This window comes from Sphingomonas sp. BL-S-25, from assembly GCF_055521555.1.
In genome coordinates this window covers 4,458,474-4,472,806 of sequence record NZ_CM145486.1, presented here as the reverse complement: position 1 = coordinate 4,472,806, position 14,333 = coordinate 4,458,474, and the positions used below count along the sequence as shown (strand labels likewise).

Genomic DNA, 14,333 nt, shown 5'->3' with positions numbered 1-14,333 from the left:
ACACGCGCGCAACTCGCGGGTTAGCTTGCCGGCGAAAGCCATAAGAGCGGAGAGATGCGATGCTGGGTGGAATGCAGGATTTCGAACTGCGCGTGATGCGCCTGCTGGACCATGCGGCGCGCGAGCATGGCAGCCGCGAGATCGTCAGCCGCTGGGCCGATGGCAGCGAGACGCGGAGCAGCTGGACGGGCGTGGCGCATGACGCGCGCAGGCTGGCACAGGCGCTGGAGCGGCTGGGGCTGAAGCCCGGCGACCGCGTCGCCACGCTGGCGATGAACCATGGCCGGCATCTGGTCGCCTGGTATGGGACGATCGGCATGGGCGGGCTGATCCACACGATCAACCCGCGGCTGTTCGAGGATCAGCTGGCCTTTATCGCCAATCATGCCGAGGACCGGGTGCTGCTCTACGACCGCGCCTTTGCCCCGCTGGTCGAGAAGATGAAGCCGCACTGGCCGACCATCCGGCATTATTTGTGCTTCGACGGCGACGGCCCCGACAGTTTCGAGGCGCTGCTGGCGCAGGAGGATGGCAACTATGCCTGGCATGAGGGGGACGAGCGCGAACCCTGCATGATCTGCTATACCAGCGGGACGACGGGCAATCCGAAGGGCGTGGTCTATACACACCGATCGACCGTCATCCACGCGATCACCGAGCTGCAGCCGGCCGAGTTCGACCTGTCGACCCAGTCGGTGATTCTGCCGGTCGTCCCGATGTTCCATGCCGTCGGCTGGGGACTGCCTTTCGCCGCCGCGGCGGTGGGCGCCAAGTTCGTCTTCTCGGCAGTGAACGAGCCGCAGGTCCTGTGCGACCTGATGAACCGCGAGAAGGTGACGCATTCCGCCGGGGTGCCGACGGTCTGGTTCGGCATGTTCCAATATATGGACGCGACCGGCGCCGCGCCCGAGCATCTCCAGATCGTCACCATCGGCGGGTCGGCCGCGCCGCGCGCGATGATCGAGCGGCTGATGAAGATGGGCATCCGCGTGAACCATGCCTGGGGCATGACGGAGACCTCGCCGATCGGGACGATGGGCGCGCCCAGCTATGACTGGGACGATCTGAGCTTCGACCAGAAGGTCGACGTCGTCAGCCGCCAGGGCCGGGTGCCGTTCGGCGTCGAGCTGCGCGTGGTGAATGATGCCGGCGAGCTTCAGCCGCGCGACGGCGTCAGCTCGGGCCGGCTGCAGGTGCGCGGTCCCTGGATCATCAAGCAGTATTTCCGGGACGAGAACGGCCCCTGTGTCGATGCCGACAACTGGTTCGACACCGGCGACGTCGCGGTGATCCATCCCGACGGCGTGATGCAGATCACCGACCGCGCCAAGGACGTGATCAAGTCGGGCGGCGAATGGATCAGCTCTGTCGAGCTGGAGAACGCCGCGGTCGGCTGCGCCGGCGTGGCCGAGGCGGCGGCGATCGGCGTGTTTCACCCTCGCTGGGACGAGCGGCCGATCCTGCTGGTGGTGCGCAAGCCGGGCAGCGAGGTCACGCCCGAAGAGATCCAGGCGCATCTGGCCAAGCATGTCGCAAAATGGTGGCTGCCCGACGAGGTTCATTTCGTCGACGAGCTGCCGCACACCGCGACCGGCAAGCTGATGAAGACCGCGATCCGCGAGAAGTACAAGGACTTCCAGCTGGCCGCGGCTTGACCGTTCCCCTCGGGCGGGTCAGTCTGCCCTGAATGGAGACAGTGACCATCGGATCGGCGGGCGACGGGGGCGTGATCCTCGGCGCTCGGCCGGAGGCGGTGCGGGTGCTGCCGTCCGAGACCGCGGTCGTTGTGATCGACATGCAGAATGCCTATGCCTCGCCCGGCGGCTATGTCGACCAGGCTGGGTTCGACATTTCGGGCGCTGCCGGGACGATCGGGCGGATCGCGACGGTGCTGGAGACAGCGCGCAAGGCGGGGATCCAGATCGTCTATCTCCAGAATGGCTGGGACCCCGACTATGTCGAGGCGGGCGGCCCGGGCTCGCCCAACTGGCACAAGTCGAACGCGCTGAAGACGATGCGCGCCCGGCCCGAGCTGGCGGGCACATTGCTGGCGCGCGGCAGCTGGGACTATGCGCTGGTCGGTGCGCTGGCGCCGCAGCCGGGCGACATCACGCTGCACAAGACGCGCTATTCCGCCTTCTTCAACTCGCAGCTCGACAGCGTGCTGCGCGCACGCGGCATCCGCACGATCGTCTTCGTCGGCATCGCGACCAATGTCTGTGTCGAGAGCACGCTGCGCGATGGCTTCCACCTCGAATATTTCGGGGTGATGCTGGAGGATGCGACGCATCATCTCGGGCCGCCCGAAATACAGGCGGCAAGCGTCTATAATATCGAGAAATTCTTTGGGTGGGTAAGCAGCACTGCCGAGTTTTGCGGCAGCTTCGGACAATTGCCCGACTGATCCCAGGCGCGGCGGACACGGAAAGGACCAGGACGATGCCCTTCGAACCGATCAACCCGCCGCAATTCCCGACACCGATCGCGCCCTATTCCGCCGGAGCGAAGGCAGGCAACACCGTTTATGTCTCGGGCGTACTGGCGCTGGGCGAGGGCGGGGTGGTGCTGCATGTCGGCGATGCCGCAGCCCAGACCCGGCACGTGCTGGAGGTGATCAAGACGACGCTGGAGGCGGCTGGCGCGACGATGGCGGATGTCGCGATGAACCATATCTTCCTGAAGGATCTGGCCGACTATGCCGCGTTCAACGCGGTCTATGCCGAGTATTTCCCGGGGGCCAAGCCGGCCCGCTACTGCATCCGATGCGATCTGGTGAAGCCGGAGTGCCTGGTGGAAATCGCCAGCGTCGCCCACCTCTGATGCCCGTCGCGGGGGGCATTTACTACGAGGCGCACGGGCCGGCGGGTGGCGAAGTGCTGATCCTGTCGTCGGGGCTGGGCGGATCGGCGGGCTATTGGACGCCCAATCTTGCGGCACTGGCGGTTGGGCATCGGGTCATCGTCTATGACCATCGCGGCACCGGCCGATCCGATCGGATCGTGGCCGGCGACCTGACGCTGGAGGCGATGGCCGAGGATCTGGTCGGGCTGATGAATGCGCTGGGCATCGCTCAGGCCACGCTGATCGGGCATGCGATCGGCGGGATGATCGGGCTGGCGCTTGCGCTGAAGCATCCCGGGCGGCTGAGCCGGGTGGTGGTGATCAATGGCTGGGCCAAGCTGGATCCGCACACCGCCCGCTGTTTCGACACGCGGCTGGTGCTGTTGCGCGAAAGTCCGCGCGCCTTTGTTCATGGCCAGCCGATCTTCCTGTTTCCCGCGCAGTGGATCTCCGATCACCACGACCAGCTTCAGGCGGAGGAAGAACTGCACCTTGCCCATTTCCCCGGCGCGGAGATGGTCCAGCGGCGGATCGCCGCCGCGCGGCGGTTCGACATCGCCCGCAGGCTGCCCGAGATTGCCGTCCCGGTGCTGCTGATCGCGACCAGCGACGACATGCTGGTTCCCGCTTCATGTACGGAGCGGATGGCGGAGCAGATCCCCGGTGCGCGGCTCGCGCGGATGACCAGCGGGGGCCATGCGGTCAACGTGACCCGCCCCGATCACTTCAACATATGGCTGCTCGACTGGCTCGACGCCGAATAAAGGATCATCGCATGCAGGTCGGTGTCTTCGTCCCCATCAACAATAATGGCTGGCTGATCAGCGCGAATGCGCCGCAGTACAAGCCGAGCTTCGACCTGAACAAGGAGATCGCGCTCAGCGCCGAGAAGCATGGGCTCGATTTCCTGCTGTCGATGATCAAGCTGCGCGGCTTTGGCGGGAAGACCGAATTCTGGGAATATGGGCTGGAGAGTTTCACGCTGATGGCCGGGCTGGCCGCGGTGACCGAGCGGATCAAGATCTATGCGACCTGCCCGACGCTCGTCATCCCGCCGGCCTTTGCCGCGCGGATGTGCAACACGATCGATTCGATCAGCCATGGCCGGTTCGGGCTGAACCTGATCACCGGCTGGCAGCGTCCCGAATATAGCCAGATGGGGCTGTGGCCGGGGGATGAGCATTTCCGCAACCGCTACCAGATGCTCGACGAATATGCCCGCATCCTGCGCGAACTGTGGGAGACGGGGCGCAGCGACTTCAAGGGCGACTATTACCAGATGGACGATTGCCTCGTCCGTCCCCAGCCTCAGGGCGACATGAAGATCATCTGCGCCGGGTCGTCGGACGAAGGTCTCGCATTTTCTGCGCAATGGGCGGACTACGCCTTCTGCCTGGGCAAGGGCGTGAACACGCCGACCGCCTTCGCGTCGAACAACGAACGCCTTGCCCTCGCCACTGCAAAGACTGGGCGCGACGTATCGGTCTTCGTGCTGATCATGATCATCGCCGCCGAGACCGACGAAGAGGCCGAGGCGAAGTGGAAATCCTATAATGACGGGGTTGATCTCGATGCGATCGCCTGGCTGGCCAACCAGGGCGCGGCAGACAAGCATAATGCCACGACCAATGTCCGTCAGCTTGCCGCACCCGAAGGTGCAGTGAACATCAATATGGGCACGCTGGTCGGCAGCTACGCCAAGGTTGCGGCGATGCTGGATGAAATGGCCGAGGTGCCGAATACCGGCGGCGTGTTGCTGACCTTCGATGACTTCCTGGAAGGAGTGGAGGCATTCGGGACGCGTATTCAGCCGCTGATGAAGAGCCGGCGAGGCAATTGAACGACGCCCCTTGCGCACCTGAAATGATTTCGCTACTTCGCCCGCCGATCCCGGACCCATTGTCGCGGGACGATCGGAGACATGACGTGTCGGATTGCCGCTACATCTTCGGGCTTGTCCCGGGAAGCGCCCGCACCCTCCCATAACGCGCCACTACCCAGGCGCGGCGGGTGGTTGAGGGCCTCCCGCGCATTTCCCAGACAGAAGAACTGATGTCCCGGTCGCGAGGCCGGGCAGGGATCGGGTTATCATGAACGAATTTACGATCGTGCGGAGCGTGCTGCTCCGCGCAACCCGCGATGTCGCGGGCAAGTCGGCGCTGGCCAAGGCGATCCTCGCCTGGGCAGAGCCGTATTTCGGTTGGCTGACCGGAAGCAGGGAAAAGCCCGGCTTTCGTGCGCTGATCCGCGCGGTCGAGCAGCATGACCGGGCGAGCGACGCCGCCGAATTGCCGTTGCGGCAGGCGGCGGCGCTTGCCCGCGTCCTGGGGCTGGCGGCGGATGCAGAGCTGTTGCTGACGCTGTGCGTTGCGGCGGATCGCTGTCCGCGGACGACGCGGCTGGTGCAGCTGCTGCGCGACAATGGCGTCGACGTGCCGTCGCTGCTGGCCGAGGTGGCCGGCACCGAGCTGCATGCGCTGCGCCGCAGTCCGATCTTCCGGCTGGGGCTGATCCGGTTGATCGCCAACCGCGCCGGCCAGGTCGAGATCGACATCGCCTGGACGCTCGACCGGTTGCTCGACCGGCCGGACGACAGCGAGGAGGCGCTGATGGAGATCGTCGTCGGGCTGCGCCAGCAGGCGCGGCTCGAGCCGTCGGACTTTGTCGGGCACGAGGACCGGATCGGGCTGTTGCGCCGGCTGCTGGCCGGGGCGCTGGCGTCGCGTGCGCCGGGGGTCAACATCCTGATCCACGGACCGCCGGGGACGGGCAAGACCGAACTGGCGCGCACGCTGGGCCAGGCGGCGGGTGCGGAGCTGTTCAGCGTCGGCGAGGCGGACGAGGATGGCGAGGAGCCCAGCCGCTGGGATCGGGTCGCCGCGCTTCAGCTTGCCCACCGCGTGGTGGCGGGCCGGGGCGACACGGTGTTGCTGTCCGACGAGATGGAGGACCTGATCGGCGATACGCAGCGCGTCCCGGGCGGAGACTGGTTCAGCCGACGCGAGGGGTCGAAGCTGTTCATCAACCGGATGCTGGAGACCAATGCGGTCCCGGTGATCTGGACGACGAACGCGATCGGCAATGTCGATCCGGCGATCCTGCGGCGGATGAGCTATGTCTTCGAACTGGGGCTGCCCAGCCGCAAGGCGGGCCAGCGAATGCTGTCGCGCATCGAGCAGGACGAGGGCGTGGTGCTCGACGCCGCGGTCGCTGGACTGGTGGCGGCGGCGCCCGAGGCGGCGACCGTGCTGCGCGTCGCGGCGCGGGCGGGCAAGCTGGCGGGGGAGGGTGGCGACACCGCCGCCTTTGCCGGATCGCTGTCGCGCGCGCTGCGCGGCGGTGCGCGCGTGCCGGAGGGGCTGTCGACGGTCGATCTCGATCTGTTCGAGGGCGACCTGCCACTGGCGCCCTTGTTCGATCGCATCACCGCGCCGGGTGCGCCGTGCGACGTCTCGCTGCTGCTCACCGGGCCGCCGGGGACCGGTAAGACCGCGCTTGCCGGGCATCTGGCGGTGGCGCTCGACCGGCCGCTGATCGTCAAGCGCGCTTCCGACCTGCTGTCCAAATGGGTCGGCGCGACCGAGGCGAACATCGCCGCGGCGTTCGAGGAGGCGTTGCGCGACGAGGCCGTGCTCTTCTTCGACGAGGCGGATTCGCTGTTGTACGATCGTTCAACGGCGTCGCGCAGCTGGGAGGTGAGTCAGGTGAACGAGATGCTGACCTGGCTCGACCGACACCCGCTGCCGTTCGTCGCGGCGAGCAACTTCGCCGGACGGCTCGATCCCGCGGCGCTGCGGCGCTTCGTGTTCAAGCTGGACCTGCAGCCGCTGGGGCCGATGCGCTCGGCAATGGCGTTCGAGCGGTTCTTCGGTGTCGCGGCACCGATCGAGCTGTCCGAGATCGCCGGGCTGACTCCAGGCGATTTCGCGGTCGTGCGGCGGCAGCTGCGCTTCGTCGAGGCGCCGTGCGCGGCGGCGATCGTCGAGCGGCTGCGCGCCGAGGTCGCGGCGAAGCCGGGCGCGTCGGGCAGGCTCGGCTTCTGAGCTTGTCATCGCCATCCCCTCGCTTATGGTACCGCTATCACGCGCGATCATGAGCGAGGGGAGAGGTGCGATGGGCAGGATGCGGGTGATGCTCGCGCTGATGGCGGCGATGCTGGTCGCCGCCGCCGCGCCGCAGGAACGCTGGGCCGCGGCCTGGTCTTCCTCCCAGATGGTGCCCGAGGGCAACAACGCGCTCTCGCCCGACGAGATGACCGACGCGACTTTGCGCCAGCTGGTGCGGGTCCAGATCGGCGGCGAGCGGATGCGGATCCGCTTCTCCAACGCGCATGGCACCGCGCCGCTGCGGATCGATGCGGCCAGCGTGGCGCGTTCGGCCGACATCGCGACCTCGCGGATCGATCCGGCCAGCCTGAGGCCGCTCAGCTTCGGCGGCGCGCGCGACGTGGTGATCCCGGCGGGGGCGGATTACTGGTCGGATCCGGTCGCGCTGCGGGTCGAGCCGGGCGCCGATCTCGCGATCAGCTTTCACCTGCCCCAGGCGCCGGCGCGGCAGACGGGGCATCCGGGCGCCCGGGCGACCTCGTGGCTCGCAAAGGGCGAGCATGTCGGCGATGCCGAGCTGGCGGGCGCGAAGCCGGTCGAGCGCTGGTATCAGCTGGGCGGGATCGAGGTCGATAATGAACGCGCATCGGCGGTGGTCGTGCTCGGCGATTCGATCACCGACGGCTACGGCGTGAAGGCGAACACCCATCTGCGCTGGACCGACGCGCTGCAGCTGCGGCTGCGCGGCCGCACGGGGCTGGAGCAGATGGCGGTGCTCAATGCCGGGATCGGCGGCAACCGGCTGCTCAACGACGGGCTGGGGCCCAATGCGCTGGCGCGATTCGACCGCGAGGTGCTGACGCCGCCGGGGGTGACGCACCTGATCGTGCTGGAGGGCGTCAACGACCTCGGCACGCTGACGCGGGAGGCGCCCGCGACCGCCGAGCAGCATGCGGCGCTGGTGCGCGACATGATCGGCGCGCTGCGCCAGATCGTCGCGCGGGCACGCACGCGCGGCATCGTCGCGATCGGCGGGACGATAATGCCCTATGGTGGCTCCGCCTATTATCATCCCGACGCGGCGAACGAGGCGGATCGTCAGGCGGTCAATGCATGGATCCGGTCGCCGGGCAATTTCGATGCGGTCATCGATTTCGATGCGGTGACGCGCGATCCGGCGCGGCCGACGCACCTGCGCGGCGATCTGGATTCTGGCGATGGGCTGCATCCGTCGATGGCCGGGTACAAGGCGATGGCCGAGGCGGTGCCGCTCGAGCTGCTGACGCCGCGCGCGCGCTGGAAGAAGGGGCCGCACGCCGCGACGATCAGGCCCGCCGCCCGGCCTGCGCCGATGGTGGCGCTGACCTTCGACGATGTGCCGCACCATTCGGCGATGCCGCCGGGCAAGACCCAGCTCGACGCCGCGATCGGCATCACCTCGGCGCTGCGCGCGGCGGGCGTCGGCGAGGCCTATGGCTTCGTCAATGGCGGGCGCGAGGATGCGCAGAGTGCGTCGGTCTATGAAGTGTGGCGCAAGGCGGGATATCCGCTCGGCAATCATGGCTGGAGCCACGCCAACCTCGCCCAGATCAGCGATGCCCAGTTCGAGCAGGAACTGACGAAGAACGAGCCGGTGCTGAAATCCTGGTCGGGCAGGGGCGACTGGCACTGGTTCCGCTACCCGTTCCTGTCGGAAGCGGTCGACGATCCCGCCCGGCGCGCGCGGATCCGGGCGATGCTGGCGCGGCACGGCTACAAGGTCGCGACGGTCACGATGGATTTCGGCGACTGGCAATATAACGAGGTCTATGCCCGCTGCGTCGCCAAGGGCGATCGGGCAGCGATCGAGACGATGGAAAAGGCGTGGATCGCCGGCGCCGAGTCCGCAATCCAGCGCAGCCGCGCGATGTCGAAGTCGCTCTATGGCCGCGACATTCCCTATGTCCTGCTGATGCACATGGGCGGGTTCGACGCGCACATGATGCCGCAGCTGATGACGCTGTTCCGCAAGCACGGCTTCCGCTTCGGCACGCTGGCCGAGGCGGGCCGCGATCCCTATTATGCCGCCGAGGTGAACCCGGCGCTGCCGCCCCCGCCCCAGGGGCTGGAAGGGGCGATGCGCGCGCGCGGCCTGCCGGTTCCCGCCGCCTATCGGCCGCCGGCAATGGACGGTTTCTGCCGCTAGAACAGCTCGCCCTGCGGCCCCGCGGGCGGGCGGAACAGGTCGGTGCGCAGCCGGATGCGTTCGCCGTCCAGGCCGAAGCGCTTGGCGGCGATGTGGAAACGGGTGCGCAGCAATTCGGCCCAGGCGCCCTGGCCGCGAAAGCGCGTGTGGAAATTGGGGTCGTTGTCGCGCCCGCCGCGGATCGACTGGATGATCGACATGACCTTGCCCGCGCGATCGGGAAAATGCGTGTCGAGCCAGCCGCGGAACAGCGGCGAAACCTCGTGCGGCAGCCGCACCGGGAGGAAGAAGGTGGCCCGCGCACCTGCCTCGGCGGCGCGCTCCATCAGATGCTCCATCTCGTGATCGGTGATCGCCGGGATCACCGGCGACAGCGAGACATAGGTCGGGATGCCCGCCTCGGTCAGCCGCTTGACCGCGGCCAGCCGCTTCTCGGGATGCGGCGCGCGCGGCTCGACCGTCATCGACACCTTGGGATTGAGCGAGGTAACCGAGATCATCACCGCCGCCAGCCCGCGCGCCGCCATCGGCGCCAGCAGGTCGAGGTCGCGCGTCACCCGGTCCGACTTGGTGGTGATCGTCAGCGGATGGCCGGTCTCGGCCAGCACCTCGATACAGCCGCGGGTGATCCGCCAGTCCTTCTCGATCGGCTGATAGGGATCGGTGTTGGTCCCGAACGCGATCGGCTGGCAGACATAGCCGCGTTTGCCGAGTTCGGAGCGCAGCAGCGCGGGCGCGTCGGGTTTCGCGAACAGCCGGGTCTCGAAATCCAGCCCGGGGGAGAGGTCGTGATAGGCATGGCTGGGCCGCGCGAAGCAATAGATGCAGCCATGCTCGCACCCGCGATACGGATTGACCGAGCGATCGAAACCGATGTCGGGCGACTGGTTGCGGGTGATGATCGTGCGCGGATGCTCGACCGTCACGGTGGTGCGCAGCACCGGCTCGCCTTCGTCCACCGTCTCGCGATCGTCCAGCCAGTCGCCATCCGCCTCCCGCTCGGGCAGGTTGAAGCGGCGGCTCTCCTGGTTGAGCGTGGCACCGCGGACTGGACGTGTCTTTGCCATTGCCAGAACCTAGGCGCACAATTAGAACGTATCAAGAACATTCAAGGGGAACGATCATGCCGCGCCTGAGCTATCTCGAACTGTCGGTGAAGAATGTCGCGAGCGTTCGCGACTTTTATGCCGATGCCTTTGGCTGGGGCTTCACCGATTTCGGGCCGGGCTATTCTGCCACGACGACCGGCGACACCGACATCGGGCTGAGCGGGGACGAGGATCATCCCGCGGCGGCGATGCTGCCGATCGTCGAGGTGACGTCGGACCTAGAGGGAGCGCTCGAGAAGGTGGTCGCGGCCGGCGGCACGGTTACGGCGCCGATCTTCGCCTATCCCGGCGGCCGTCGCTTCCATTTCCGCGACCCGGCCGGGCACGAACTGGGGGTGTTTCTGAGCGATCCGGCGGAGGGCTGAACGCGATTGCCAAGGCGGAACCGGCTGCTAGGATTTCGAAATCCAGTGGGGGGAGCCGGATGCGTTCGATGCGTGCTGCATATCATCCGCGTTCGGAAATCGCATGAACCGCGCCCGGTCCGCCTTCGCCGTCGGTCGTCGGCATCTGATGCGCGGCGAACGCGTCTTGTGGGAGGGCAGACCGGCGACGGGCCTGCTGCTGCGGCCGATAGAGTTGTTCCTGATCCCGTTCAGCCTGTTCTGGGGCTGCTTCGCGATAGCATGGAACTGGATGGCCTGGACTGCTCCTGGCGATAAGCTCCCCTTTGTCCTGTTCGGGCGTAAGCGTCCGGCCCGGACCGTCGGCAGCATTCCGTTGCTCAGACACGCCTGATTGCAGTCGTTGACAACGCGGTGGGCGAGCGCTTCTTTGTGACGATAATGACCCAGTCCGATGTTACATATCTTCCTCCCTGGCGCCCGCTTCAATATGCGACGGAACTGGAAGGCTTGCCGCGGCAACTCGCGAAGGAAATGTCGGAGCGACATCCATTGTGGGGCAAGGGCTGCAAAGTCATTGGCCGAGCTGATACCAACGATGACATTCTAACTGTCTGCGCAGATGGAAGTTTTGCGATTGTGCACCTGACATGGGGGCAAGGCCCCGGTGACGCGGAGTATCCACACGCGGTGTTCTACACCACCGTAGAGGAGTTGAATGACGCGCTCTGGGCGGATGCCGTTTGGCAAGGCTTTGTTGAAGATTTTGACCCGAATGATCCAAGGTTGCGAACCAACACCTAGCCTATGTCCGACATGGAGTCTGACGATGCGGACCAGTTCCACGGGAGCAGTTCATCAATCCGGTTGATGGGGTGGCCTTTACCGATCCGGTCGAGCACATCGGCCAGCCAAGCCTGCGGGTTCACATCGTTGAGCCCGGCTGTCTCCAGCAGGGAATAGATGGCGGCGGCGCGTTCCCCGCCACAGTCGGCACCGGCAAAGAGCCAGTTCTTCCGGCCCACGGCGATGCCGCGCAGGGCGTTCTCTGCAAGGTTGTTGTCGATCTCAAGCCGCCCGTCCTCGGTATAGGCGAGCAGTTGGGGCTTGAGCTTCACGGCATAGCGCAGGGCTTCGGCCAGCGGTGATCGTGCGGAAATCTTTGCCAGCACGCTGTCAGCCCATGCGAAGAAATCCAGCGCCCTCAACTTCGACAGTTTGCGCGCCTTGCGCCGGTCATCGGCAGGGTCGCAGGCGATGCCGCGCTCGACATCGTAAAGCTCGCGGATGAGCTTCAGCCCTTCGGCGGCGACGGAATGCGGGTCGGCTTTGTAGACATCGTGCAGCTTGCGCCGCGCATGCGCCCAACAGGCGACAGGCGTTATCAGCCCCGGCTGACGTTCGGGCGCATAGAGCCGTTCGAACCCGGCATAGGCATCGGCTTGCAGGAATCCCGCGAATGTCTTGAGATGCTCGCGCGGACGCTCTCCCTTGCGATCCGGGCTGTAGCGAAACAGCGCCGCCGGTCTGTCGCTCGGCCGCCATCGTCGGTTGTCGCGCAGATACACCCATAATCGCCCCGTCGTCGTCTTGCCGGTGCCCGGCGCCAGAACCGGCACGGGCGTATCGTCGGCATGGAGCTTGGGGCTGGCCATGACATGATCGGCGATGCGATCGACCAGCGGCTGCAACAGCCAGCTTACCTGCCCCATCCAGTCTGCCAACGTCGAACGGCTGAGATCGACGCCTTCACGGGCATAGATGCGTGACTGCCGATAGAGCGGCAGATGGTCGGCGAACTTCGACACGACGACATGAGCCAGCAGGTTGGGACCGGCCCGCCCACGCGGGATCGGCAAGGATGGAACCGGGGCTTGGCTGATCGCGTCGCAGCGACCGCAGGCCAGCTTGGGCCGGACATGGCGCACGACGCGGAAACGGCCCGGCACATACTCCAGCACCTCAGTCACATCCTCGCCCAACTTGCCCATGGCGCTGCCGCAGGCGGAGCAGCCATCGGCATCGGGCGCAGCGTGCACCGTCTCGTCTCGCGGTAAATGCTCAGGCAATGGCAGGCGCTTGGGCTTGCGAGCTGTTGGTGCGCGCTCTTCCGTTGGTGCCGGTTCACCGAAGCCACATGCTGCATGGGCATGTTCGGCTTCGAGATCCTCCAGCGTCAACTCCAGCTGATCCGCCATCTCGGTGATCCGCTCGGACGACTGACCGAACTTCATCCGGCGCAGCCGTGATAGCTGGACCTTGAGCTTCTCGATCTGGAGCGCGGTCAGATTGACGGCGTTGCGGGTGGCCTCATGGGCCGTCCGCTCGGCTTCCAGCGCCTGTTCCGAGGCAGCAATACGCGCCTGCATATCGGCGAAAAGCGCGCGCAATGCATCGGGATCGGCAGGGAGGTTAATCTCGTCGGCGGACACGGTTCCCCATAGCAAAATGGCCTGAACAGACCAAGGAAAATGCCCGGTTTTACGCCACTTTATGCCTACATCTGCACCGGCAATCGGGGCGCTTCCGGGGCGATGGTGCGCCGCCAGTCCATCGCCTCGATCAGCAGCGCAAACTGTGCCGGTGTCAGCACGACGCCGCCCTCCACCAGCGGCGGCCAAACGAAGCGATGCCGTTCCAGGCGCTTGGCGAACAGGCATATGCCCGAGCCATCCCAGTGCAGGGCCTTGAGATAGGCACCGCTCTTGCTGCGGAACAGGAAGACATGACCGCAATAGGGCTCGACCGAAAACAGCGGCCGCACCAGCGCCGCCAAACCGTCGAAACCCAGGCGCATGCTGACCGGCTTGCTCGCAAGATAGACCTTCGTACCCGGCGCCAATGAGATCATGAAATATCCCGCAAGGTCCGCAGCACGCGGGCCAGCGCCTTCTCGTTCACATAGCTGTCCACCGACAGGCGCACACCGCTGGGCAGGTCGATACCGATCTCGCCGGGGCGTGCGCCAGGATGCGGGCGGGTCAACTCTTCCATCACCGGCATCATCGGAACAGGATCAGGACGTACCGGCGGCTGTGCAACAGGAACAGTGGTGATGGCACCCTCTGGAACGGTTCCATATGAAATGAAGGCCAGCGGCTCGCTGGCGATCTTCTCCGCCTGCCGCCGTGCTGTCCGCCAGCTATAGATCAGGCTCTCGGCTATATCGTGCCGCTTCGCCACCTCGCGCACCGTAACATCCGGCGCATCAGCCTCCCGCATTATGGCATCCCGCTCGGCGGGAGAATATTTACGGCGGCGCTCCGTGCGGGTGATGACCTCGATGCGGCCCATCTCCTGATCTCCTTATGGAGTCCAGAAGGAGACCCCAATTAGCTCTCCCTCGCCAAAGAGGGCAGAAGGCACAACTCGTCGGAGACCGGACGCTTACGTTCGGGCTGCCATTTCTGGTGATCGGAATTTACGTCATCGCGGGGCGCTTCGTGGTGGACGCGTGGCTGCGCGGCAGGATGCGATACCTAGTGACTGATCAGCGGATCGTCATCCTGAAACGTGGTGGCGCATCGCTTCAGTCGCTGGATATCCGCCATCTGCCCGCCGTGGAATTGAAGGAGCGGTCGGACGGCAGTGGGTCGATCCGGTTCGCCCAGGACAGATTTTTCATGTTGGGGGACAGGTTCGGGGCGTGGTCGCCGGCGATGGATCCCGTGCCGCAATTTCTGGCGATCGATAATGTACGGTCGGTCTATGCGCTGATCCGGCAACAGGCCGGCTGATAGCGGGGGTGTGACGTCCGGATTGAGCGATTGCCGAACGCCTGCGCAATGATAGGATCACCGGGTCATTG

15 protein-coding genes are annotated in these 14,333 nt (G+C 66.0%); 11 read left to right on the top strand and 4 right to left on the bottom strand.

Features of this window, described 5'->3' with window-relative positions; all coding sequences use genetic code 11:
* Positions 1 to 59 precede the first annotated feature (59 nt).
* From ACZ1H8_RS21615 to ACZ1H8_RS21585, 7 genes are all read left to right on the top strand, one after another.
* Entirely contained in the window at positions 60 to 1,655 is a 1,596-nt protein-coding gene (locus tag ACZ1H8_RS21615; protein ID WP_465179305.1) for a long-chain fatty acid--CoA ligase, read from the top strand.
* A gap of 32 nt (positions 1,656 to 1,687) precedes the next feature.
* Positions 1,688 to 2,404 (top strand): pyrimidine utilization protein B, encoded by a 717-nt coding sequence (gene rutB / locus ACZ1H8_RS21610; RefSeq protein WP_465179304.1) that lies wholly within the window; start codon positions 1,688 to 1,690, stop codon positions 2,402 to 2,404.
* 35 nt (positions 2,405 to 2,439) lie between these two features.
* The gene (rutC, locus tag ACZ1H8_RS21605; protein WP_465179303.1) at positions 2,440 to 2,820 is read left to right on the top strand and encodes a pyrimidine utilization protein C; all 381 of its coding nucleotides are present in this window, start codon (positions 2,440 to 2,442) and stop codon (positions 2,818 to 2,820) included.
* On the top strand, positions 2,820 to 3,605 hold the full coding sequence (gene rutD / locus ACZ1H8_RS21600; protein WP_465179302.1) for a pyrimidine utilization protein D: 786 nt from the start codon (positions 2,820 to 2,822) through the stop codon (positions 3,603 to 3,605). Before rutC ends, rutD begins: the two co-directional genes overlap by 1 nt.
* Before the next feature lie 11 nt (positions 3,606 to 3,616).
* Complete coding sequence (rutA, locus tag ACZ1H8_RS21595) at positions 3,617 to 4,681, top strand: pyrimidine utilization protein A (protein ID WP_465179301.1); 1,065 nt, start codon at positions 3,617 to 3,619, stop codon at positions 4,679 to 4,681.
* A gap of 250 nt (positions 4,682 to 4,931) precedes the next feature.
* Positions 4,932 to 6,884, top strand: a complete 1,953-nt coding sequence (locus tag ACZ1H8_RS21590) for an AAA family ATPase (RefSeq protein WP_465179300.1) — start codon at positions 4,932 to 4,934, stop codon at positions 6,882 to 6,884.
* A gap of 49 nt (positions 6,885 to 6,933) precedes the next feature.
* Entirely contained in the window at positions 6,934 to 9,072 is a 2,139-nt protein-coding gene (locus tag ACZ1H8_RS21585) for a GDSL-type esterase/lipase family protein (RefSeq protein WP_465179299.1), read from the top strand.
* On the opposite strand, the gene ACZ1H8_RS21580 is transcribed toward ACZ1H8_RS21585, so the two are convergent.
* Positions 9,069 to 10,139, bottom strand: coding sequence for a PA0069 family radical SAM protein (locus ACZ1H8_RS21580; RefSeq protein WP_465179298.1), 1,071 nt, complete (start codon positions 10,137 to 10,139; stop codon positions 9,069 to 9,071). The two genes, ACZ1H8_RS21585 and ACZ1H8_RS21580, sit on opposite strands and share 4 nt — an antisense overlap.
* Positions 10,140 to 10,195: 56 nt before the next feature.
* On the opposite strand from ACZ1H8_RS21580, the gene ACZ1H8_RS21575 reads away from it, so the two are divergent.
* The 3 genes from ACZ1H8_RS21575 (at position 10,196) to ACZ1H8_RS21565 (ending at position 11,329) form a co-directional block, all read left to right on the top strand.
* A complete protein-coding gene (locus ACZ1H8_RS21575) occupies positions 10,196 to 10,546 on the top strand; it encodes a VOC family protein (RefSeq protein ID WP_465179297.1) in 351 nt (116 codons plus the stop codon).
* A 103-nt stretch (positions 10,547 to 10,649) separates the two neighbouring features.
* A complete protein-coding gene (locus tag ACZ1H8_RS21570; RefSeq protein ID WP_465179296.1) occupies positions 10,650 to 10,919 on the top strand; it encodes a hypothetical protein in 270 nt (89 codons plus the stop codon).
* A 20-nt stretch (positions 10,920 to 10,939) separates the two neighbouring features.
* Positions 10,940 to 11,329 (top strand): hypothetical protein, encoded by a 390-nt coding sequence (locus ACZ1H8_RS21565; RefSeq protein WP_465179295.1) that lies wholly within the window; start codon positions 10,940 to 10,942, stop codon positions 11,327 to 11,329.
* Here ACZ1H8_RS21565 and tnpC read toward each other — a convergent pair.
* The 3 genes from tnpC to tnpA all read right to left on the bottom strand — a co-directional run bounded on the left by tnpC (position 11,326) and on the right by tnpA (position 13,819).
* The gene (tnpC, locus tag ACZ1H8_RS21560; protein WP_465179293.1) at positions 11,326 to 12,957 is read right to left on the bottom strand and encodes an IS66 family transposase; all 1,632 of its coding nucleotides are present in this window, start codon (positions 12,955 to 12,957) and stop codon (positions 11,326 to 11,328) included. The two genes, ACZ1H8_RS21565 and tnpC, sit on opposite strands and share 4 nt — an antisense overlap.
* A 65-nt stretch (positions 12,958 to 13,022) precedes the next feature.
* Positions 13,023 to 13,376 (bottom strand): IS66 family insertion sequence element accessory protein TnpB, encoded by a 354-nt coding sequence (tnpB, locus tag ACZ1H8_RS21555; protein WP_465179292.1) that lies wholly within the window; start codon positions 13,374 to 13,376, stop codon positions 13,023 to 13,025.
* Complete coding sequence (gene tnpA, locus ACZ1H8_RS21550; RefSeq protein ID WP_465179291.1) at positions 13,373 to 13,819, bottom strand: IS66-like element accessory protein TnpA; 447 nt, start codon at positions 13,817 to 13,819, stop codon at positions 13,373 to 13,375. Before tnpA ends, tnpB begins: the two co-directional genes overlap by 4 nt.
* Positions 13,820 to 13,971: 152 nt before the next feature.
* Between tnpA and ACZ1H8_RS21545 the strand changes: the two genes are divergently transcribed.
* Complete coding sequence (locus tag ACZ1H8_RS21545; protein ID WP_465179290.1) at positions 13,972 to 14,262, top strand: hypothetical protein; 291 nt, start codon at positions 13,972 to 13,974, stop codon at positions 14,260 to 14,262.
* The last annotated feature ends 71 nt before the right edge of the window (positions 14,263 to 14,333 follow it).

Bases quoted from the DNA above. Each gene is read 5' to 3' on its own strand.
- ACZ1H8_RS21615 (WP_465179305.1), top strand. From the start codon at position 60: ATGCTGGGTGGAATGCAGGATTTCGAACTGCGCGTGATGCGCCTGCTG.
- rutB (WP_465179304.1), top strand. From the start codon at position 1,688: ATGGAGACAGTGACCATCGGATCGGCGGGCGACGGGGGCGTGATCCTC.
- rutC (WP_465179303.1), top strand. From the start codon at position 2,440: ATGCCCTTCGAACCGATCAACCCGCCGCAATTCCCGACACCGATCGCG.
- rutD (WP_465179302.1), top strand. From the start codon at position 2,820: ATGCCCGTCGCGGGGGGCATTTACTACGAGGCGCACGGGCCGGCGGGT.
- rutA (WP_465179301.1), top strand. From the start codon at position 3,617: ATGCAGGTCGGTGTCTTCGTCCCCATCAACAATAATGGCTGGCTGATC.
- ACZ1H8_RS21590 (WP_465179300.1), top strand. From the start codon at position 4,932: ATGAACGAATTTACGATCGTGCGGAGCGTGCTGCTCCGCGCAACCCGC.
- ACZ1H8_RS21585 (WP_465179299.1), top strand. From the start codon at position 6,934: ATGAGCGAGGGGAGAGGTGCGATGGGCAGGATGCGGGTGATGCTCGCG.
- ACZ1H8_RS21580 (WP_465179298.1), bottom strand. From the start codon at position 10,139: ATGGCAAAGACACGTCCAGTCCGCGGTGCCACGCTCAACCAGGAGAGC.
- ACZ1H8_RS21575 (WP_465179297.1), top strand. From the start codon at position 10,196: ATGCCGCGCCTGAGCTATCTCGAACTGTCGGTGAAGAATGTCGCGAGC.
- ACZ1H8_RS21570 (WP_465179296.1), top strand. From the start codon at position 10,650: ATGAACCGCGCCCGGTCCGCCTTCGCCGTCGGTCGTCGGCATCTGATG.
- tnpB (WP_465179292.1), bottom strand. From the start codon at position 13,376: ATGATCTCATTGGCGCCGGGTACGAAGGTCTATCTTGCGAGCAAGCCG.
- tnpA (WP_465179291.1), bottom strand. From the start codon at position 13,819: ATGGGCCGCATCGAGGTCATCACCCGCACGGAGCGCCGCCGTAAATAT.